Here is a 20,885-nt window from a genome sequence, read left to right as displayed (position 1 = left end):
ACATCGTGATCGACACCGTATTGCTCATCGCGCGCCTGCTGTTCGTGGCGCTTCTGTACCTGTTCCTGTTCGCCATCATGAAAACCGGCGTGGGACTCGTCCGCGGACAGCGCAAGAAGGAGCGCTCGTGGAACCTGTCGATCGAACGCGGCCCGAAGGAGCTTCGCGGTGTCTCCATCGCAGTGCGCGGGCCGGTTGTGGTCGGCCGCACGCCTGGCGCCGACATCGTGATTGGAGCCGGGTACGTTTCCGCACGTCACGCATGCTTTAATCCCATGGGGCAGAACCTGTTCATCGAAGACCTCGGCTCCACCAACGGAACCGCCGTCAACGGCAAGCTCATCGCCGGGCCCGTAGCCCTAAAGAACAACGACGTCGTTAACATCGGCGACGTTGCCATCCGCGTTAGGTTCGCATAATGCCAGTTCAGAACGAGCAATCATTCAATCACGACCCGCATCGCGCAGCGCGCGGGGAGCGCCCCTCGAAAGGGCATCGCTCAAGCGGGCGCGGGCGTCGAGCTTCTTCGGCGACGTTCGGCAGCAGAACCGACGTCGGCTGCGTGCGCGACCACAACGAGGACTCGCTCGTCGTGGCGCCGCCGCTGTTCGTAGTGGCAGACGGCATGGGCGGCCACGCCGCAGGCGAGGTCGCATCCGAAATCGCCGTCAACGTCATCGCCGAGCGGGCGCCGGAGCATCCCGATGCGAACGAGCTCGGGCGCGCTGTCCAGGCCGCAAACCACGCGATCCTGAAGGCGGCACATGAAGGGCGCGGTCGCGAGGGCATGGGCACCACTTGCACCTGTGCCATGCTCGAAGGCGAGCGCCTCGTCATCGCGCAGGTGGGCGACTCGCGAGCGTACCTGCTCCACAAAGGGAAGATCCAGCAGCTCACGCGCGACCACTCGCTCATGGCCGATCTCATCGAAGCCGGCCAGATTACCCCTGAAGAGGCGCGCGTCCACCCGCAGCGCTCGGTCATCACGCGCGCGCTCGGCAGCGACCCGCGCACCGTGGCCGACCTCTACGAGATCAACGTCGACGCAGGCGACCGCCTGCTTTTGTGCTCAGACGGACTTTCGGGCATGGTGCTCGACCAGGACATCGAGGCAATCCTAAATCGCGTCTCAGACCCGCAGCGCTGCGCATCGCAGCTGGTAAACGAGGCAATCGCCGCCGGCGGCCATGACAACGTGACCGTCATCGTGGTCGATGTGAAGGGCTTTGCCGAGAAGCGTCGCCGCAAAGTGGCGCGCAAAACGAAGATCACCATTGCATTCGTCCTCGTCCTGCTCGCGGCGATTGTGGGCGGTGCGGCATACGGGCTGAACTACTGGATCAACACCGCGGCATATCTCGGCGTTGACCAGGGGAAAGTCGCGATTTACCGCGGAGTTCCCGGCGAGTTCGCGGGGATGAGTTTCTCAACGCTCGAGAAGACGACCGACATCGACGTGGACGACCTGCAGCCAGGCCTTGCCAATCGCCTGGCGGAGAACTCCATCACCTGCGACAACGTCGAGGCTGCCGAAAGCCTCGTTGCCGAATACGAGCAGGAAGTCCTAAACAAGAAGCAGACCGAGGACGAGCGGGACCGCACGCGCGACGATGCGCAATCCGACGACTCGAAAGCCTTAGGGCAAAGCGCTTCCACCACCGCAAGCGCCGCCTCCAGCGAGGAGACTCAAAACGACGGCGCATCCCCCAGCGCATCGGGAAGCGGTGATGCCGCATGACGAGGCGCAACATAGAGCTCATCTTGCTGCTCATCGCATCGCCGCTCGTCATCTTGATGTTCGCGATGCTTGCAATCAACGAGGGGCAAGCGCTCGACATGCAGACCCTCGGCGTGCCGATCGGCATCTTCGGCGCCTTCGTCGTGGCGCACATCGCCACGCGCATACTCGCCCCCGAAGCCGACCCCGCCATCCTGCCGATCTCGTTCGCGCTCTCAGGCATCGGCATCGCTTTCATCACGCGCGTAGCGCCCTTCTCAGACAGCCCCAACATGGCCATCAACCAGGTCGTTTGGCTGTTCTTGGGCGTCGTGCTCATGATCGCGGTCATGGCGTTTTTGCGCAACCCCGACCGGCTCGCCAACTACAAGTACACGCTCGCCATCGTCGGCGTCATCCTTTTGCTCTCGCCGATGATCCCCGGCATCGGCCAGGAAATCTACGGCAGCCGCATCTGGCTGCATGTGGGCGGATTCTCCTTCCAACCAGGCGAAATCGCGAAGATCATTATCGTGCTCTTCCTGGCCGGCTACCTTGCGCAGAACCGCGAGATGCTCTCGGTGTTCACCTGGCATGTGGGCCCGTTCCGCTTGCCCGACATCCGCACGCTCTTGCCGCTGCTCCTCATGTGGGGCGTGGCAATGCTCATCGTCGTGTTCGAGAAGGACCTCGGCAGCGCGCTCGTCTTCTTCCTCGTGTTCCTGGTCATGCTCTACGTTGCCACGGGAAAGAAGTTCTACCTGGTCATCGGCTTGGGCCTCGTTGCCATCGGCGGCGTGGGCGCCTACTTCGCCTTCGACCACGTGCAGACGCGTGTCGCCACCTGGCTTAACCCCTTCGCCGACGCGCAGAACACCGGCTACCAGCTCGTGCAGACCATCTATTCGCTTGCCGACGGCGACCTGTTCGGCACGGGAATCGGGCGCGGCATGGCAGGCGGCGGCAACGGCATCACCCGCATCCCGGTCGTGGAAAGCGACTTCATCTTCGCGGCCATCGGCGAGGAGACGGGGCTTTTAGGCGCGGCAGGCCTGCTGCTTTTGTACCTGTGCTTCGCGATTCGCGGCTTCGTGACCGCAGCGCGCGCGAAATCGGATGTGAGCTCGCTTATCGGCGCAGGCCTCACCTCGATCATCGTGCTCCAGGCGTTCATCATCGTCGGCGGCGTCACCAGGCTCATCCCCCTCACCGGCATCACACTCCCCTTCGTCAGCCAAGGCGGCTCGTCGCTGCTCGCCGCGTTCATCATCGTCGGGTTCCTCCTGCGCTGCGGCGACGAGGGCACAGGCTCGTCTTCCGAGATCATGAACACCACGACCATCATCAGCGCGAACAGCGTGCTCGGGCGCGTCTCGCTCGGCAAGCGCCTCACGCACACCATGATCGTGTTCTCGCTCATGTTCGCGGCGCTCGTGGCGAACCTCACGCTGATTATGGTCGTGCAGGCGAGCGACTACCAGAACATGGCGGCGAACAACCACACCATGGCGCGCGAATCGAAGACCGAACGCGGCACCATCTCCACCTACGACGGAACCATCCTCGCGCAGAGCGTCAAGAACGACGACGGCACGTACTCGCGCGTCTACCCGGCAGGCGACCTCGCGAGCCACGTGGTGGGCTACACCTCGTCGAAGTACGGAACGAGCGGCATCGAGGCCAGCTACAACGACACGCTCAAGGGCGAGAAGAACTTCGCGTCGATTACCGATGTCGTGAACTCGCTTTCGGGCGTGGGCACCCCTGGCAACGACGTAACGCTCTCCATCAACTCGCAGATTCAGCAGGCGGCGCAAGATGCTCTGGTCAACGACTCGGGCGCCTGCGTGGTCATGGACCCGAAGACGGGCGCCGTGCTCGCGATGGCCTCGGCCCCGACCTACGACGCCGCCGACATCGACCAGGTGATCGCCGACGCCGCAAGCTCGGGAGCGAATTCCACAAGCTCGAGCGAGCTGTACAACCGCGCGACGCAAGCACTCTACGCGCCGGGCTCAACGTTCAAGATCATCTCGCTCGCCTGCGCGCTGCAGGAAGGCATCGCCACCGAGAGCACCATGTTCGAGTCGCCCTCGTCGATGGACATCGGCAACGCCGCCGTCACCAACTTCGAGAAGCACGACTACGGCACGATTTCGCTCGCACGCGCGACCGAGCTTTCCTCCAACGTCGTCTTCGGCCAGCTCGGCGTGCAGATCGGCGCGGAGAACCTCGTGAACTACGCGAAGCTCTTCGGCTTCAACATGGACATCGACTTCGATCTGCCCCTCGCAACCTCGGTCATGCCCGACGCGAAGGACATGACCACGTGGGAGACCGCTTGGGCGGCGGCGGGCGAGCCCGTCGGCGAGAGCAAGACGACCAACCACCCAAGCCCCGCAGGTCCCCAGGCCACCGTGCTCGAGATGGCGCTCGCAGGCTGCGGCATCGCCAACGACGGCGCGATCATGCAGCCCTACCTGGTCGACGGCATCTACAACGCCGACGGCAAGCGCAGCTACACGGCCACACCGAAGAAGCTCTCGCAAGCAGTGAGCACCGATACGGCAAGCCGCGTGCGCACTGTGCTCGAGGGCGTCGTGAACAACGGCACCGGCACTTCCGCCCAAATCAACGGCGTCACCGTGGCGGGCAAGACGGGCACCGCCGAGCACGACGGCTACAACGACGTGTGGTTTGTCGGCATGGCGCCGTCGGAGAATTGCAACGTCGTCGTGGCGATCGTGATCGAGAAGGGACAATCCAGCGAGTACGCCGCCAGCAAGGCTCGAGATGTGATGAAAACGGCGTTGGAAGTACAAGGCGATTTATAATTTGGTATGCTAATGCGAACCGGCATAAACGAAACAAAAACGCAGCACAGCAGGGAAGTTTAAGGAGCAAACGTGTCTAGCGCAGCGATGACAGGCAGAATCTTCAACAACAGGTACCAGATCACCGAGCGCATCGGGATCGGCGGCATGGCCGAGGTGTACCAGGCTCAGGACAATGTCCTCGGGCGCCGCGTTGCCGTAAAGGTGATGCTGCCCCAATACGCATCGGACGCCGCGTTCGCGCAGCGCTTCCGCCAGGAGGCCGCGTCGGCCGCCAACCTGCAAAGCCCCTACATCGTGAACGTTTACGACTGGGGCCAGGACGACGGCACGTACTTCATCGTCATGGAGTACATCCGCGGCACCGACCTCAAGACCGGCATCGTGCAGCGAGGCGCGCTCAACCAGCGCAAGGTCGCCGAAATCGGCTCGCAGGTGTGCCAGGCGCTTTCCGTCGCCCACAACCAGGACATCATCCACCGCGACATCAAGCCGCAAAACATTATGGTCCAGCCCGACGGCAACGTGAAGGTGATGGACTTCGGCATCGCGCGCGCAAAGAACTCGGTGAACGCCAAGACGTCCACCGTTCTCGGAACGGCACACTATATCTCGCCCGAGCAGGCGCAGGGCAAGGAGCTCACCGCCGCAAGCGACATCTACTCGCTTGGCGTGGTGCTCTTCGAGGCCGCGACGGGCAAGCTCCCCTTCGACGGCCCCGACGCCATCAGCGTCGCCATGAAGCAGGTCAACGAGGAGCCGCCGCTGCCCTCCGACTTCAACCCCGACATCGACCCGGGCCTTGAGAGCATTATCGCGAAGGCCATGCAGAAAAACCCCGCGGACCGCTTCGCCACTGCGAACGACATGCGCCTCGCGCTGAACGACTTCTTGGCAGGCCGCCCCGTGAAACTTGCGGGCGCCGCGGTGCCGGGCGGATTCACGAGCGCGCAGACCCGCGTGATGAGCCCCATCGAGGGCGGCGTGGCAGGCGCCGACAGCACGATGGTCATACCCCAGCCCGTGAAGCCCGTGACCCACAGCGGCCAGACGAACTACCACGGAGCCAACACCCCGAACATGCCCGAGGACAAGGGCGGCAAGAAGACGGGGCTCATCGTGGCTATCGTGGCAGCCATCGCCGTCATCGCCATCGCCGCGCTCGTCTTCTCCGGCGTTTTCGCATCGGGTGACCCCGTGCCCGACGTGAAGGGCAAAACGCTTGAAGAGGCCACGACCATTATCGAGAAGGCTGGCTTCGAAGTGGGCACCACCAACGCCGTGCACGACGACAGCGTCGCGGCTGGCAGCGTTGTGAGCCAGGATCCCGCAGCGGGAACGAAAAAGCCCGCGGGAACGAAGATCAACCTGAACATCTCGCAAGGCACCGAGCAGGTCACTGTGCCCGATTTGACAAACAAGACGCCTGACGAGGCACAACAGCTTTGCGATAAGGTGGGCCTCACGATGAAGGCGGGCACGCCTGCCTACGACGACAAAGTCGAGAAGGGCAAGATCTCCTCGCAGGATTTGAAGGCGGGCGACAAGGCGGCGAAGGGCTCCGTTATCACCTATGTGCTCTCGCTCGGTTCCGAAAAGGTCGCGGTGCCCAATGTGGTCGGCAAGTCACAAAGCGATGCGATGGCCGCACTGAAGAACGCCGGCTTCGAGGTGTCCGTTTCCGAGGAGGCAAGCTCCGACGTCAAGCAGGGCAACGTCATTCGCCAGTCGCCGACTTCCGACGAGAGCCTCGAGAAGGGCAGCACCGTCTCCATCACGGTGAGCTCCGGCAAGAAGTCCTCCGAGGTGCCCAACGTGGTCGGCAAATCCGAGGGCAGCGCGCAGACCACACTCGACAACGCTGGGTTCAGGGTATCCACCGAGTACCAGAGCAGCGATTCGGTCAAGCAGGGCAACGTCATCAGCCAAACCCCTGACGGCGGAAGCTCGCTCGAGCCGGGCAAGACGGTGCACCTGGTCATTTCGACCGGCCCCTCTTCTTCGGGCGGCTCGTCGGGCGGCGGATCTGGCAATGGCGGATCGGGAAGCCAATCGAACGGCAACAATTAGAATCAACAAAGGGCCTCGCACTGCGGGGCCCTTTCTCGTTCAAGGCCGAGAAACTAATCCTCGGAAGGCATGCGTCAAACTGGGCAACCGCCCCTAGAGCGCAAAAAAGCTCCGCCCCCGACAAGTCCAGGGTGAACCCACCTCGAAAGGTGGGTGCTCGCAGCCAGCTTTCCGGCTTTCGCATCAACGGACACGAATCTCCGTTCCACAGGCTATCTTGAGCTCCCTGCATATAAAACGTCGGTCCACCGCATGTATGACTGCGGGAGCGGAACCTACCTTCAGTATAAGGACGATGGCGTTCAATTAAAGTCTTGACATGCCGCGGGTTCCATAGTTTGATGAAAAAAGAGCGTGCCGTTTCAAGGCACCCCAATCTAGGCCGTAGGTATCCTCAGGATGAACACGGTACCTTTGCCCTCTTCGCTTTCCACCCGAACGCTGCCCTTGTGGTACATCACGGCATGCTTGACGATCGCAAGCCCAAGTCCCGTGCCGCCGGTCTCCTTCGAACGGCTTTTCTCCAAGCGATAGAAGCGCTCGAAGATCTTCTCCTGCTTGTCCTCCGGAATGCCCGGGCCAGTATCGCTCACGCGCACGACGGCTCGCATGCGGCCGCGCTCCCCCGCAGGCAGCGCACGGATGTCGTCAGCCTGCTCCGCCGAAGTAGGAAGCTCCAGCCGAACCGAAACGCTCACGCTTCCACCTTCATGGTTGTAGCGAATCCCATTCTCTACCAGGTTATACAGCATCTCCTCGACCAACGTCTCGGAGCCGGCGATGCACGCCGAGTCTCCGCTCACCTCAACCGACACGCCGCGGTCGTGAGCAAAGCTCGAAAGCCGCCCCGCCACGCGCTTGGAGGCTTCCAGCATATCGATAAGCGTCGCGGACTCGCCATCGAAGGACGTCTCATCAAGCCGCGAGAGCGTCAGTACCTCGTCAATCAGCGCGCGCATCGATTGCGCCTCGTCGTAGATGAGCCCCGCGAACTTCTGGCGGTCAGCGGGATCGACCATGTCGTTCTTCATGAGCTCGGCATACCCCGAGATCACTTGAAGCGGCGTCTTCATCTCGTGGCTCACGTTGCTCGAGAAGTCGCGTCGCATCGTCTCAGCACGCGCGAGATCCTTGTTCTGCTCGCGAAGCTGTCGCTGCTGGTCGTCGATTCGCTCGAGTAGCGGGTCCATTTCCTCGTAAATCTCGTTCTCGAGCGGGTTGGCAAAGTCAAGCACATCGATCGGCTGCATAATGCGCGACGTCAGCCGTTGCGACAGCAGGAACACGAGCATAATCGCCACGAGAAGCGTAAGCGCGATCGGCCCCATCATGCCGCCGAAGAACGCGACCAGGGACTCGCGCGTCTCGGACAGGCGCACGACGTCCCCGTTCTGGAGCTTCACCGCAGAATACAGCGTCACGGTGCCAAGCGTGCTCGAGTAGCGGGACACCTCCCCGCGCCCATGCTCGTCGGCTTCGCGCACCTCAGGACGGTCGGCGTGGTTTTCCATCGCCGAAGCATCGGCCACGCTGTCGTAGAGCACCGTGCCGTCCGTGTCGATAAGCGTATAGCGGAAGGCGTCGGAGAGCTGCTGCGAAAGGGCCTGCTCGCACGCCTGCGAGTCGAGGCTGCCCAGCGATGCCGCGACGTTTTGCGCCGCAGAGGACAGGTCGCCCTCCGCATCGCGCTCGTAGGTGATGTAGAAGATCGCCGACATGACGGTGCCGAAGACGAACAGGACGATCAGCGTGAAGGTTAGTACGCTGCGGAAGATGCGGTTCGACAGGCTTTTCACGTTGTTATGGGTCGGGCTCATGATGCGCTCTTCATCGTGTATCCGACGCCGCGAACCGTGCGGATGAGCTCATCGGCGCCCGACGAGGCGGCATTGAGCTTCTGCCTCAGCGTTTGAATATGCACATCAACCGTGCGCGTTTCGCCCACGTAAGTCACTCCCCACACGTCCTCAAGCAATCTGCCGCGCGAAAGCACCCTGCCCTCGCTGCGCATCAGCGCGCGCAGCAGGTCGAACTCCTTGAGCGTCAGTGACACGGGGCTTCCCCCGACGCTCACCGTATGGGCGGACGAGACCAGCTCGATCGGCCCGTTAACGAGCGTGTCGTCGGCGCTCACGGCCGGCGCCTGCGCGCGACGCAGCAGCGCGTTTACGCGAGATACCAGCTCCATCATGCCGAACGGCTTCGCCAGGTAATCGTCGGCGCCCGCGTCGAGCCCGCACACCTTGTCGAATTCGGTGCCTTTCGCTGTGAGCATCATAACAGGGATGTTCTTCGTCGACGGCAAACTGCGCAACTCGCGGAGAATCTCAAGACCGCCCATTTCGGGGAGCATGATATCGAGCAGCACCAAATCGGGCGCCTTCTCGTCACAGGCCTTGAAGAAATCGCGACCGCACGTGAATCCGGCGGCTTCGAATCCTGCCTGCTTGAGGGCATAGACGGTAAGGTCTCTAATGTTTGTGTCATCTTCGACGTAGTAAATCATTCGCGTATCCTGTTCAACGGCCCGCGCACTGGCGCGCACCGCATTGCTTATATAACGTGTATTCATCATCGCGCCAATGCGTCAAGCGCGCGTCGAAGCTTTGTCATGGATGCGTAAAGATGGGAAGCGGGGCGGTTCCGAAACTCCGCCCCGCATGAGAAAAGGGCACCTGTTATGCGATTCGACCTTCGAAGAACGCCCGCGTCCGATAATCCGCGCTTGCGGAACTGAGCTGGGGAAGGGGTCCTGCCTCGACAGTGCGACCCTGCACGAGGGCGACGCCTTCATCAGCGCAAATCCTCGCAAAGCGCGGGTCAGACGTCGCGAGCACCACAGCACATTCCGTCTTGCGCGCAACCGATTGCAAAGCCTGGCTCATTGTAAAGGAATCCACCTGGTCAAGTCCCGTTGCAGGTTCCGAGACGAGCAGTACGAGGGGACGCTTCGCAAGCGCACGGGCGATGGCGACAAGACGCCTCTCAAGTGCGGGAAGCGAGCTTACCGCGCGATCGAGGTGATCGCCCAAACGCCTTTCCGCGTCAAGCGAGCGCAGCACGCGATCGATCTCGGCGGCAATCGCAGCCCTGTCGTGGATACCTCTCTGGCGAATGGAAAACGCGATGGCGTTGCGAACGCTCTGTAGCTCGAAGGAGCCGCCGAAAAACACGCGGGCAACCTTCTCGCGGGCGCGCTCAGCACCGAGCGTGCGATAAGCATCATGCCCGCAAAGCTCGATCGAGCCGCCCATGTCGACAGTCCGAGCGCCGGGAAGCGTGGCTCCCAGTGCGTCAAGCATGGCCTCGATACCGCATCCTCGCGGGCCGCAAAGCGCCGTGACCTTGCCTTTCGCGATATCGAAAGAGACGTCTTCCAACGAGGTAAATGCGCCGAGACGCAAGGTGAACTTGCGCACGCGAACAAGCGGCGCTGCAGGTTCGTTTCCTTCACAGGCCGTATGATGAGCCAGGACGCCGAGACCATCGCGAGCAGCACATGAGGAATACAGAGGCTCACACGTCCTCTTCACACCCCTTGCAGCTTTTCGAGGCGCCGCGCTTTCCGCAAGCAAGCGCTCTGCGGCCTCAACGACCTCTCGGGTTTCGACACTTTTCTTCTCTACGAGCATGGCGTTCGCTTTCCGTCATTCGTCATCGGCAGATGCAACCATGTTCCCGCATGCACGTCAAAGCCTTGTTGGATGCTCGTTATATCTGAGTAAAATGCAGGAAATAAAAAGCCAGCCGAGAAAGGCTGGCGAGTGTTCAAAATGGTGCGGGCGAAAGGACTTGAACCTTCATGGGGTTGCCCCCATACGGACCTGAACCGTACGCGTCTGCCAATTCCGCCACGCCCGCACATCTGCCTCAGGTATTGAAGCGGTTGATTATGTTACTCCACTTCTTTGCTGCGCGCAAGGGGATTTTGCTCTTTTTCTGCCATTGCCCGCGCAGCTTGACGTTCGGCACGGCGGCGGATCTCATCTTCGCGCTGCGCTCGAGCCGCTCGCTGCTGCTCGACGAGGCGCTGGGCCTCGAGAGCGGCGCGCTGGGCCTCTCGGTCGGCGCGCTGGCGCTGAGCGACCCTCGACGCCTCGGCACCATGGCGACCTCTCACGGGTGCACCCTCGCCCGCACGCGCACCATCAGGCGAAACACGGGATGCTGACACCTCTCGGGAACCGCTTGCCCGCGATGGCGCACCCTGCGCATCATATGCTTGAGCGGCTGCATTGCGAGTGGAGCGTGACGCTTGGGAAGAAGTTTCTCTCGCTGCGGCTGCTTGAGTGCGCACACGCGATTGCGGCCCCGTCTCACCAGGCCAAGAGCCCTTTTCCTCACCACGAGGGACAGCGATGTTCGCCCGACGCTCGGCGCGCGCCGGAGTGTAGTCCGCCATGGCAGCGCGACGCTCCGCACGAGCTCTCCGCTCTGCCCGACGCTCAGCAAGAGTTGACTGGCGCGGCTTCGTTTGCGCTGCCCGAGAACTTTGCGCCGCCTCCGCCCGAGCCGTTTCACGAGCAGACGCCGTCGCAGCCGACGGGCCCTCGGCGCCACGAACCGGAACACGATAGCTTCCAGGAATGTACCCTTGAACAGCATCAGCCGGTACGCCCGCTGCAGAGCCGTGAGAAACAGCCTCTACGTCCACGGGAACGGAAGTCGCAACGGGGCCGCCTGCTGCGCGCGCTGCCTGCTGAGCAGCAGCCTGAGGCCGCCCCTGCGGGGGCATGCTGGCGCCCGACGGCCGCTGCTGTCCGCGAGGGCGCGGCGCTCCCAAACGTTTTCCCACCTCATGGTTCAGCTTAGCGAGATTCTGCCGATCGATTTCCACATCTTCGGCCAGATTGCGAACTTCCTGATTAAGCTTGAGCGTCATCGCAATCACCACGACGACGGCAATTGCCATCACGATCAAAATCGCCATCATCAACAAGGGCGAATTTGGCAATGCGCCCACCTCCGTCTTTCGCATGCCTATTTCCACAGATGATACCACGCCTCATCATGCGAAATGAAAAAACGCCCCGAGCCGTCGAAACGAACAAGCTCGGGGCGCAAGCAGGCAGAGGGTAGCGCACACGCCGACTCAGGCGTTCGGGTTGCACGGGGGCTCTCGCTTCGCACGCGGCAGGTGCCGTACGCGAGATGCTATCAGCACGAGACCGGCAGCCAATGCAAGACTGGCGCAGGCCGATTCTCAACTGTGCGGAGGAATCATTCAAGCACGTGCCAGCTGCGGTTTCCCCATTGGCGAGTTCCCTTAGAGAACCTCGCCGCGCACGGAGAAGGTGACCACCTCGAAGGGAAGCTTCTTGCCGCTGGCGTCGAGAGCGCCCTCCGCGGCACGCTGCAGCCCGCCGCAGCACGGCACCTCCATGCGGCAAACGGTGACCGAGCGAATGTCGTTCATCGCGATGATGGCCGACAGCTTCTCGGTGTAATCGACCGCATCGAGTTTGGGGCAGCCGATGATCGTGACCCGACCGCGCATGTAGCGGTCATGGAACGATGCGTAGGAAAACGCCGTGCAATCAGCGGCGATGAGCAGGTCAGCTCCCTGGTAGTAAGGAGATTGCAGGGGCATGAGCTTTATCTGGCACGGCCATTGGGCAAGCTGGCTTGGTACCTCGGCTTCGGGAGATGCCTGCGTCTTTTCGGGAGTGTGGAGCATTTGGGCGCGCGAGCCGGGGCAACCCCCGCCAAGGTCGCCGGAACCGCCCTGCCCCGTATGCACGGCGTGAGCTTTCGCCGTCTGAGCTGCGACCACGGCAGCCTCATCATAGGGAAGCGCCTCACGTTCGACGAACGTGATGGCACCCGTCGGACACGAGGGCAGGCAATCGCCCATGCCATCGCAAAAATCGTCGCGCAAAAGCTTCGCCTTGCCATCGACGATGCCGATCGCGCCTTCGTGGCACGCGTTCGCGCACAGGCCGCAACCTGTGCATTTGTCCTCGTCAATATGGATAACCGTTCGAATCATAAACTCCCCCTCTATCGTTTTGCCTTGCCACGGGTCGAGGTTGATCAACCCGTGAACCGACCGACCCACCCACTGGCCATCACCGATTCAGCCTATCACCGAGCAGTCGGGACCAGCCTAATCCTCGCGGTCGGGGTCGGCACCTCTTAGCGGTCGAACCAGCCCGTCCCAGTAGTCGGAACCAGCCAAGCCTCATCCGCCACATGTTGACCCGATCCGTGATTTCTGCGAATTATATGCTACTGATTTACTATCATATGCGCATTCACGCCATCGACAACAAATGTCCACGATAGCTCGCGAGCACTAGGCCGAGTTCGTGGTCAACTGGACGAGTTGTGCGCGCCCGGAAGGCCAAACGGGAGCGCTTTTTCGCGAAGCGAACGCGCCCTAGAAGCCCCGTAGCAACAAAAGGCCTGGTCACAAATTCTCCCAGCTGTAATCGAGCGAAAGAAAACGTCGCACAACTCGTCCAGTTGACCACCAACTAAGGGTTTTGCTCCATCCCGCCGCCCGCGACCGCCTGCTGCGAACGTCTTCTTACTCGGAATCGCATCGTCGTGGACAAAAAGCAGCGATATGTGAGTGGAATCGAATAGCTAGCTTCTTTCCAGAAATTCTGACCTGGGGGGATACCTCCGAAAGCAAGGCGAGCAATCACTCCCGAACGCAGAGGCTCACATATCGCCATTTTCTGTCCCTCGCACCCTGATTTCCGAGAAAAAGGGGCGGACGGAGACTGCACTCTCGAATGACGCATCACTCTGTTTTCAAGACGAGTGGGGCAGGCGGGGCATCCCAGGCAGTATCCCGGAAAACGTCCCGAGCAGCATCCCGAATGACGCATCGTTCCGCTTTCCGGAAATAAGAGCGACCGACGGTTTCATCCGATGGCCCTTTGGCCTACCTTCCAGAGCGATGTGTATGCCGCCCGCGACCACCCCGCTTATTCGACGGTGCCGTACTTCTGTCCCCAGGCATGCCCTCCGACAGCGGAGTTCAATTGATCGCACAAACGGCGGCGCGTGAAGGTGCTCGGAGGCAGCAGGTTCACGATTTCGCGCAGGTCATCGGGCAGATCGACCGCCTCGGCCGCCATAATCACATCGAGCCTGCGCACCTTGCGCGCGCCGGGGATGCCGGCCATATCGGCGATGCGCTCCTCTTCCGTCAAATCCGCAAACAGGGAGTCAACCACCTGCTGCAATGCGCCGTAATAGGGGCTCTTCTCTCGAGAGGACATGGCGCCTACGCCTCCCCGCCCTCGCTAAAGGCCGCGGCGACTTTCTCGCGCAGCGCATCTGCCAGCGCGCTCATCTGCTCGTCGGTTGCAGATGCCACCTGGGGCTCCCCTTCACTTCGCGCATCGTCACTTGAAGAAGGCTCCTCGACGGCTGGGGACGCATCCGCCGCGCGGCACGCCGCGACATCAAGCCCCGACGTCGTAGCGGCGAGCGCTCCTGTATAGGCGGGGGTTGCGGCGCCGGTCGCGCGCAAGAACTGAACGCCCGAGGCTCGCAGGCGCACGGCGGCATCGACGACGGCGTCAGGGCAGTAGTACGGGTTCGCGTCCGTGGGGCCGCCTTGCTTCGGCTTGTGCTCAACAACCGCCAGCTGTACGAGAATTGGCAGTTCACAGGCTGCTTCGACACGCTTCGCGAGTGCGCATGCGCCCTCGATCGCGCACGCCGTGGAAAAGCCCGCCACCGAAGCGCCATATTCGCCCATGATCGCGCACGCCTCTTCGAGGGTCCCGCGCCCACTCGCAAGCGTTCCGTCAGCAAGCACATCGATCGACGCGAACGCGGGCATGTCGCTCACCTGACGCACACCCATGAGCGCGCACAAAAGGTCGCTTGCCGTGGTGAACCCGTTCAAGAAGAAGGCGTCAAACTGCTCGCCTTCGAACAGGCGCGCGGCACGGGCGTATTGGTCGCGGTTCTCGTTGAGCGACGCCTTGCTCGATGCGTCAAGCGGCAAGCCGCACGGCCCGATTTCCACAAGAACATGCTGCGGTTTCAGTGGCCGCAACAGCTCGAGCGAGGCGCGAGCCACATCATGGGCGCGATCCTCCATTCCAACCTGCGCCATTCGAGCAGGCGCGATTCCCGCGGTGCTCGTTACAAGACATTGGGCCCCGGCCATGGACTCCAACCGCATCGCTTCCTGAATCGAATCGGGCTCGAGGACGGTCATCAGCTCGAGGTCGCGATCGACGTCGACGCCCTGGCGCGCAAGCGCAGCGGAAACAGGGGCGGAAACGACGAGCATATCTTTGTCGAAGCGAAGAGCAATGTCGGGCATGGGGCATCCTTTCTCGTTTTCCCCATCATAGCGTATGCGCGCAGAAGGGCGAGTCTCGAGGGCTCCGTGCCTCACATCTCACATAGCGTGGGAGCACCGGCGGATGGAGCGACCCCGAAAACAAGCATGCCAGAACAGCGACCCCGAAAGCTCGGCATGGTCGGCTTCAACGCTATTCTCAACAAATAATAATAGATGAGTGCTATTATTCTCACCAAGGGGCGAGCGGCACGCTTTTCGGGGTGAGCGGAAACGTTACCGCACTTCACCGCCCATATCGCGCCGTTCCGCCCCGGAGCGCGTTTTTTTCTGGCATCCCTTCATATAATGACGTCAGCAGCTGAGAAGGCTCCCCTCCTTCCTCACTGCACTGCTTTCATACCCCTAGAAAAGCAGAAGCGACGCATCCATAAGCGTCGCAAATCCCCTCCTTGGGCCCAGCGGGAGCTCCCCTCTCCCCTGGGCCAATTCTTTCTCCAAGATGGAGCCTGGCGAGCCATTATCTTCAAGCTGGCTCACCAGGCACCATCGAACCTCCCACTTTGCGAACAAGCGAAGGCCCGCCGTAGAATGCGAAGGCCTTGCGCGGGTGCGCGTTTCTCGGCACCCCAATGGCCCCAGGGACATGAATGCGAAGGCCTTGCGCGGGTGCGCGTTTCTCGGCACCCCAATGGCCCCAGGGACATGAATGCGAAGGCCTTGCGCGGGATGCGCAGCTTAATGCGAGCTTCGGCCGACTTTCTGGTAGAATCGGCACTGCCGCATTATGCGCCCCTGTAGCTCAGCGGATAGAGCGTCGGTTTCCTAAACCGTGCGTCGGAGGTTCGAGTCCTCTCAGGGGCGCCACTTTCCTGCCTGCGGTTTTCGGCTTTTAGCTTCCTAATACCTACCTTTCGCATCAGTATTTTTCCAATTCCCCAAAAAAGCACTTGCGCGTGGTGGAGCGATGTGCTTACAATGGCTCCACAATTTCAAAGCGTCACCCCTTATGACTCGCTCTGGATTCTTCGGGAAACAGGGCGCCGAAGGGGCCTCTGGAGAATCCCAGGCAAGCTGGGTGCCGAAGGGGCAAGGCGAAACACCTGTTCACAGGCTTTTCGTTGAAACTCTCAGGCAAAAGGACAGAGAAAAGCTTACTGCTTGTCGCATCTGCGTGTCGCATTTCGCTTTTCCCTTTCCTTTTGTTGCGCCCATACCGCTTGTCGCGCGCGTTAAAACTCGGAACGCGCGAGTCCTCCACGGCCTTTTCGAGGGCCGCTTGAAGTTGCGAAACGTAACGGATATCGAGGAGGAACAGTGGAAGACTTCTTCAGCGCGTTCAACAACGTGCTCAATGCCATCGACGACTTCATCTGGGGCGTGCCCTTGATGGTGCTCATCCTGTTCGGCGGCATTCTTCTGACCGTGCGCCTGCGCGGTCTGCAGTTCAGCAAGCTGCCGCGCGCCCTGCGCTACATGCTGAAAAACGAGAAAGGCGAGGACGCGACCGGCGAGGTGTCGTCGTTCGGCGCTCTGTGCACCGCTCTTTCCGCGACCATCGGCACCGGCAACATCGTCGGCGTGGCGACCGCAGTCGTCGCTGGCGGCCCGGGCGCCATGTTCTGGATGTGGGTTGCCGCCTTGTTCGGCATGGCGACCAAATACTCCGAGGGCCTGCTCGCGGTAAAGTTCCGCAGCATCGACAAGGACGGCCACGTGCTCGGCGGCCCGTTCTACTACATCGAGCGCGGCATGGGAAAGCGCCTGCCCCAGATTTCCTGGAAGTGGCTCGCGAAGATCTTCGCGTTCTTCGGCATGTGCGTCGGCCTGTTCGGTATTGGTACGTTTACGCAGGTCAACTCTATCAACTCCGCAATCACCGGCTTCTTTGACCCCAACAAGTCCGCAACCGTGAGCATCCTTGGCATGGACTACTCCATCGCCACCGTGATCGGGTCGCTTCTTGTCGCGATCGTTGTCGGCCTCGTCGTCATCGGCGGCCTGAAGCGCATCGCGAGCGTTTCCGAGAGGGTCATTCCCGTGATGGTCGTGATCTACGTGGCGTTCTCGCTCATCCTCATCGTGCTGAACATCACGGCGCTGCCCGACGCGCTCGTCACCATCGTCCAAAGCGCCTTCGGCCTGCGCGCTGCCGCAGGCGGTGCGCTCGGCGCGATCATCATCGCCATGCAGAAGGGCATCGCGCGCGGCATCTTCTCCAACGAGGCAGGCCTGGGCTCCGCGCCTATCGCCGCCGCGGCTGCGCAGACGAAAGAGCCAGTGCGCCAGGGTCTCGTTTCGATGACCGGCACCTTCCTCGACACCATCATCGTGTGCTCCATGACCGGCCTCGCGCTTGTCATGACCGGCGCCTACCAGATCCCCGGGCTTGAAGGCGCCGCCGTCACCACCGCGGCGTTCCAGATGGGCCTGCCCTTCATTCCCGCCGAAGCCGTGTCGTTTGTCCTGATGGTGTGCCTGGCGCTCTTCGGCTTCACCACCATCCTCGGCTGGGACTACTACGGCGAGCGCTGCCTGGAGTACCTCTCCGGCGGTTCGAAGAAGGCCGTGAAGACGTACCGCTGGCTCTACATCCTCGCCGTGTTCATCGGCCCCTACATGACCGTTTCCGCCGTGTGGACCATCGCCGACATCTTCAACGCCTGCATGGCTATCCCGAACATGATCGCCCTGATTGTGCTGTCCGGCGTGGTTGTGAAGGAGACGAAGGACTACTTCAAGCGCCTCGACGAGGCCGCAGGCGACGAGGACAACCTTGCGCCGCGCGACACCTCCGACGACTGGAAAGCCGAGGAGGCAACGGCGTAGGTTGCGCCTAGCGGGGCGCAATCGCCCGACGGGGCACGATCGCCCGACGCTTATCGTTTCCCTTGCCGCGAAGGCGGGTTGATTGGCCGATTAGGCTTGTCAACCCGCCTTCTCGCTTTCTATACTTGCGCGTGCATCGATAATCGAACAGCCCGCGGTGTCGCGCCGCGCGGTTTGCGCATAGTTAGGCTTAGCCCCATGTCAGACAGCCCGGCACCGCCCGATAACCGCACCGACCGCTTGGGAACCGAGCGCGTCGGAAAGCTGCTCCTCGAGTTCTCTATCCCCGCCATCGTGAGCATGGTGTTCAACACGCTCTACAACGTGGTCGACACGATCTTTTTGGGACAGGCGCTGCCCGACGGTTCTGGCGTGGCGGTGACCACTCTCGCCTTCCCCGTGATGACCCTTCTTATGGGCTTCTCGATGATCGCCGGCCAAGGCGGCAACGCTCTCGCGGCGATTCAGTTGGGAAAGGGAGAGAAAGACCAGGTCGAGCGCACGCTCGGGAACTCAGCCACGCTGCTTGTGGGCATCGCCGTCATCATCGCGGTGGCGTCGGGGCTCCTCATCGACCCCATCCTCGCGGGTATCGGCACGACCGATGAGCTTTGGGACCTCACGAAGACTTTCGTGCAAATCATCTGCTTCGGCTTCATCTTCCAATCACTCGGCATGGGGCTCAACAACTTCCTGCGCACTGCGGGAAGGCCCAACCTCGCACTCGGCACCATGATCTTCGGCACGGTGACGTGCATCATCTTCAACTACCTGTTCGTCATCGTGCTGGGGTTCGGCGTCGCAGGCAGCGCATCGGCCACGATTCTCGGCCAGGCATGCGGCATGGTGCCCGTCGTTTGGCACTTCACCATGAGCAAAAACGCCGCTTTCAAGCTGCGCCTTCGTTGCTGCGTGCCCGATGTGAAGCTCATGGGGAATATCCTCACGATGGGCATCGCGTCGTTTGTGATGCAGGTTGCCTCCATGTTCGTCGGCATCGTGCTGAACCACGTGGTGAGCCTGTACGGGTCGACCGACCCCATCGGCACCACGGCCGCACTCGCGGCGATCGGTGTGGCGCAAAAGGCGGCGATGTTTGCGTTCACGCCGCTCATCGGCCTGATCATGGGAGCGCAACCCATCATCGGGTTCAACTACGGCGCGAAGCTGTGGCAGCGCGTGCTCGACACGCTGAAGTGGGCAAGCATCACCGGCGTATGCATCGGCGGAGCGTTCTTCCTGATTGCGGAGGCCATTCCCGCGCCGATCGTGGAGCTGTTCGGCGTTTCGGGCGACCTGGAGAATTTCGCCGTGTACGCACTGCACGTGTACGTGATTTTCTTCGCACCTGTTGGATTCCAGATTGTGGGATCGAGTTACTTCCAATCGAGCGGCCAGCCGATGAAGGCCGCGATTCTCGAGCTCACACGCCAGGTGCTCTTCCTCATCCCTTTGTACCTGCTGCTACCGCCCGTGCTGACAGCGCTCTTCGGCACGACGGGACTTGAGGGCGTCATCATAAGCGCTCCGGTGTCCGACGCGCTTTCGGTATGCGTGACCAGCGTCTTCGTCGCGCGAGAAGTCCACAAGCTGCGCCGCCTGCGCGATGGCGGAGGAATCGCGTAAGGGATGCCGCACGCAAAAAGCGCGGGACGAGCCCGCGCCTCTTGCTTGCCAAACGTTATCTCTTGTGCCCTTTACGCCTCGGGGACGAGACCCTTCAGAGCGCTTGCCACCTTGCGCGCGGCAGCCGTGATCGTGAGGTCGTCAACGTTCACCGTGACCTCCGCATACTTCTCGTAGAGCGGCTTGCGCTCGTCGAAGAGCTCATGCAGGCTCATGCCGACGCCATTCTTCAAAACTACGCCGCGCTCCTGCAAATCGGACAGGCGGCTTTTCAGCTCGTCGTAGGAAATCTGCAGGTAAACCACGTGGCCGATCTCGGAAAGATGCTTCATTGCCTCGTCGGAATAGACCGCAGAACCACCCGTCGCGATGACCGAACGCTCGGCCTTCAAATCGGAGAGAACCTGATTCTCAACGGCGATGAACCCTTCCGGGCCGCATGCGTCGAGCAGCTTTTGCAGCGTCTTGTCGCACTGGTTCTGAATCACCAGGTCGGCATCGATAAAGTCGTAACCGACAATCTTCGCGAGCACGATGCCCAAAGTTGACTTGCCGGCACCCGGCATGCCGATCAGGACGATGTTGTTTTTCTCCGACATGGCTTCTCCTTCAACGGTAATGTCTCGCTGATCACTATAGCAGCAAAGATCAGCACAAAGCCCACCACAAGGCGCAACGTCATCTGCTCGCCATACAACAGGATGGAAGACACCACGCCAAACACCGATTCCAGACTCAAGAGAAGCGACGCCTGGGTGGGTGGCACATGCGCGAGCGACACGTTCTGGATGCCGAACGCAACGACGGACGCGAACACCGCGAGGAACAGCATCTGCCCGATGATTTCAGGGGTGAACGCCGCGATACCCGGGAAGGTTTCGGTCGCAGCGCCAAAGACGATTCCGAGCGCGCCTTCCGCGATGAACTGAAACACCGTCAAAACAAGCGCGTCGCATTTCTGCGCGAATTTCGAGACGGCGACGATGTGCGCCGCGAATGCGACCGCGCAGCCAAGCGTCATCGCCTCACCGAAACCGATGGAGAGCGTCTCGCCCGACGAGCTCACCGACACAAGCCAAATGCCGCACACAGCCACGACCGCCGCAACGATATTGAACGCGGTCGGGCGCTTACGCGCGATGAGCCACCAGGCGAACGGCACAAGCACGCAATACGTCGCGGTCAGAAACGCGTTGATGCCCGGCGTGGTGTATTTGAGCCCCACCGTCTGCAGCCAGAAGGCGGTGAAGTCGAGCACCCCGAGAATGAACCCGTAGGTCACGACCTTGCGCAAGCAGAACCGCATGACGCGCTTGCGCAGTATCACGAGCAGCAACGCGCCCGCAAAGAGAAAGCGCATGCCCAAAAGCCACGCCGGGGGCAACACAGCCACGACGTCTTTCATGACGACGAAGCTGAAACCCCAGATAATCGTCGCGAGAACGATGAGGAGCTTATAGACCCAAGATGGGATATTTGCCATGGATGATATTCTTCTTCCTTCGAGTCAGGGCTGAGAACCGCCGCATACGGGCGG

General features: G+C 61.6%; 15 protein-coding genes, 2 tRNA genes and 1 riboswitch. Of the genes, 8 read left to right on the top strand and 9 right to left on the bottom strand.

From position 1 onward, the window contains the following. The first annotated feature begins 5 nt into the window (after positions 1-5). From Q0I65_RS01990 to pknB, 4 genes are all read left to right on the top strand, one after another. Positions 6-419 carry an FHA domain-containing protein gene (locus tag Q0I65_RS01990; RefSeq protein ID WP_158050157.1) on the top strand — a complete coding sequence of 138 codons (414 nt, stop codon included), beginning with the start codon at positions 6-8 and terminating at the stop codon, positions 417-419. Then, positions 419-1,738 carry a Stp1/IreP family PP2C-type Ser/Thr phosphatase gene (locus Q0I65_RS01985; protein WP_296059185.1) on the top strand — a complete coding sequence of 440 codons (1,320 nt, stop codon included), beginning with the start codon at positions 419-421 and terminating at the stop codon, positions 1,736-1,738. The genes Q0I65_RS01990 and Q0I65_RS01985 overlap by 1 nt, the downstream gene beginning before the upstream one ends. Continuing rightward, positions 1,735-4,551, top strand: coding sequence for an FtsW/RodA/SpoVE family cell cycle protein (locus Q0I65_RS01980; protein ID WP_296059183.1), 2,817 nt, complete (start codon positions 1,735-1,737; stop codon positions 4,549-4,551). Before Q0I65_RS01985 ends, Q0I65_RS01980 begins: the two co-directional genes overlap by 4 nt. A 72-nt stretch (positions 4,552-4,623) precedes the next feature. Continuing rightward, the gene (gene pknB / locus Q0I65_RS01975) at positions 4,624-6,621 is read left to right on the top strand and encodes a Stk1 family PASTA domain-containing Ser/Thr kinase (protein ID WP_366513199.1); all 1,998 of its coding nucleotides are present in this window, start codon (positions 4,624-4,626) and stop codon (positions 6,619-6,621) included. A 377-nt stretch (positions 6,622-6,998) separates the two neighbouring features. On the opposite strand, the gene Q0I65_RS01970 is transcribed toward pknB, so the two are convergent. From Q0I65_RS01970 to Q0I65_RS01955, 4 genes are all read right to left on the bottom strand, one after another. Further along, positions 6,999-8,438 carry an ATP-binding protein gene (locus Q0I65_RS01970; RefSeq protein ID WP_296059181.1) on the bottom strand — a complete coding sequence of 480 codons (1,440 nt, stop codon included), beginning with the start codon at positions 8,436-8,438 and terminating at the stop codon, positions 6,999-7,001. After that, complete coding sequence (locus tag Q0I65_RS01965) at positions 8,435-9,127, bottom strand: response regulator transcription factor (RefSeq protein ID WP_296059179.1); 693 nt, start codon at positions 9,125-9,127, stop codon at positions 8,435-8,437. Before Q0I65_RS01965 ends, Q0I65_RS01970 begins: the two co-directional genes overlap by 4 nt. A 172-nt stretch (positions 9,128-9,299) precedes the next feature. Further along, the gene (locus Q0I65_RS01960; protein WP_296059178.1) at positions 9,300-10,154 is read right to left on the bottom strand and encodes an ABC transporter ATP-binding protein; all 855 of its coding nucleotides are present in this window, start codon (positions 10,152-10,154) and stop codon (positions 9,300-9,302) included. Between the two features lie 241 nt (positions 10,155-10,395). After that, positions 10,396-10,482, bottom strand: a tRNA-Leu gene (locus Q0I65_RS01955). 67 nt (positions 10,483-10,549) lie between these two features. Here Q0I65_RS01955 and Q0I65_RS01950 point away from each other — a divergent pair. Then, positions 10,550-10,792, top strand: a complete 243-nt coding sequence (locus Q0I65_RS01950; protein ID WP_296059177.1) for a hypothetical protein — start codon at positions 10,550-10,552, stop codon at positions 10,790-10,792. A gap of 1,095 nt (positions 10,793-11,887) precedes the next feature. Here Q0I65_RS01950 and Q0I65_RS01945 read toward each other — a convergent pair. The 3 genes from Q0I65_RS01945 to Q0I65_RS01935 form a co-directional block, all read right to left on the bottom strand. Beyond that, positions 11,888-12,610 (bottom strand): 4Fe-4S dicluster domain-containing protein, encoded by a 723-nt coding sequence (locus Q0I65_RS01945; protein WP_296059175.1) that lies wholly within the window; start codon positions 12,608-12,610, stop codon positions 11,888-11,890. A 946-nt stretch (positions 12,611-13,556) separates the two neighbouring features. Further along, complete coding sequence (locus Q0I65_RS01940) at positions 13,557-13,853, bottom strand: hypothetical protein (protein ID WP_296059173.1); 297 nt, start codon at positions 13,851-13,853, stop codon at positions 13,557-13,559. Positions 13,854-13,858: 5 nt separating this feature from the next. Further along, positions 13,859-14,914: a homocysteine S-methyltransferase family protein gene (locus Q0I65_RS01935; protein WP_296059172.1), complete on the bottom strand. Its 1,056-nt coding sequence runs from the start codon at positions 14,912-14,914 to the stop codon at positions 13,859-13,861. A gap of 770 nt (positions 14,915-15,684) precedes the next feature. On the opposite strand from Q0I65_RS01935, the gene Q0I65_RS01930 reads away from it, so the two are divergent. The 3 genes from Q0I65_RS01930 to Q0I65_RS01920 all read left to right on the top strand — a co-directional run bounded on the left by Q0I65_RS01930 (position 15,685) and on the right by Q0I65_RS01920 (position 19,348). Next, positions 15,685-15,760 (top strand) — tRNA-Arg (locus tag Q0I65_RS01930). A gap of 178 nt (positions 15,761-15,938) precedes the next feature. Beyond that, positions 15,939-16,049: riboswitch (glycine riboswitch) on the top strand. Between the two features lie 161 nt (positions 16,050-16,210). Continuing rightward, positions 16,211-17,722 (top strand): sodium:alanine symporter family protein, encoded by a 1,512-nt coding sequence (locus tag Q0I65_RS01925; protein ID WP_296059170.1) that lies wholly within the window; start codon positions 16,211-16,213, stop codon positions 17,720-17,722. A 198-nt stretch (positions 17,723-17,920) separates the two neighbouring features. Next, on the top strand, positions 17,921-19,348 hold the full coding sequence (locus Q0I65_RS01920) for an MATE family efflux transporter (RefSeq protein WP_296059168.1): 1,428 nt from the start codon (positions 17,921-17,923) through the stop codon (positions 19,346-19,348). A gap of 71 nt (positions 19,349-19,419) precedes the next feature. On the opposite strand, the gene Q0I65_RS01915 is transcribed toward Q0I65_RS01920, so the two are convergent. Both Q0I65_RS01915 and Q0I65_RS01910 read right to left on the bottom strand, forming a co-directional pair. Continuing rightward, complete coding sequence (locus Q0I65_RS01915) at positions 19,420-19,947, bottom strand: shikimate kinase (RefSeq protein WP_158050416.1); 528 nt, start codon at positions 19,945-19,947, stop codon at positions 19,420-19,422. Then, positions 19,920-20,831 (bottom strand): DMT family transporter, encoded by a 912-nt coding sequence (locus Q0I65_RS01910; protein ID WP_296059163.1) that lies wholly within the window; start codon positions 20,829-20,831, stop codon positions 19,920-19,922. Before Q0I65_RS01910 ends, Q0I65_RS01915 begins: the two co-directional genes overlap by 28 nt. Between the last annotated feature and the right edge of the window lie 54 nt (positions 20,832-20,885).

The organism is uncultured Ellagibacter sp., assembly GCF_934643285.1.
Lineage (GTDB): Bacteria > Actinomycetota > Coriobacteriia > Coriobacteriales > Eggerthellaceae > Ellagibacter.
The sequence above is the reverse complement of the archived record's forward strand: the minus strand, read 5'-3'. Positions and strand labels throughout refer to the sequence as shown.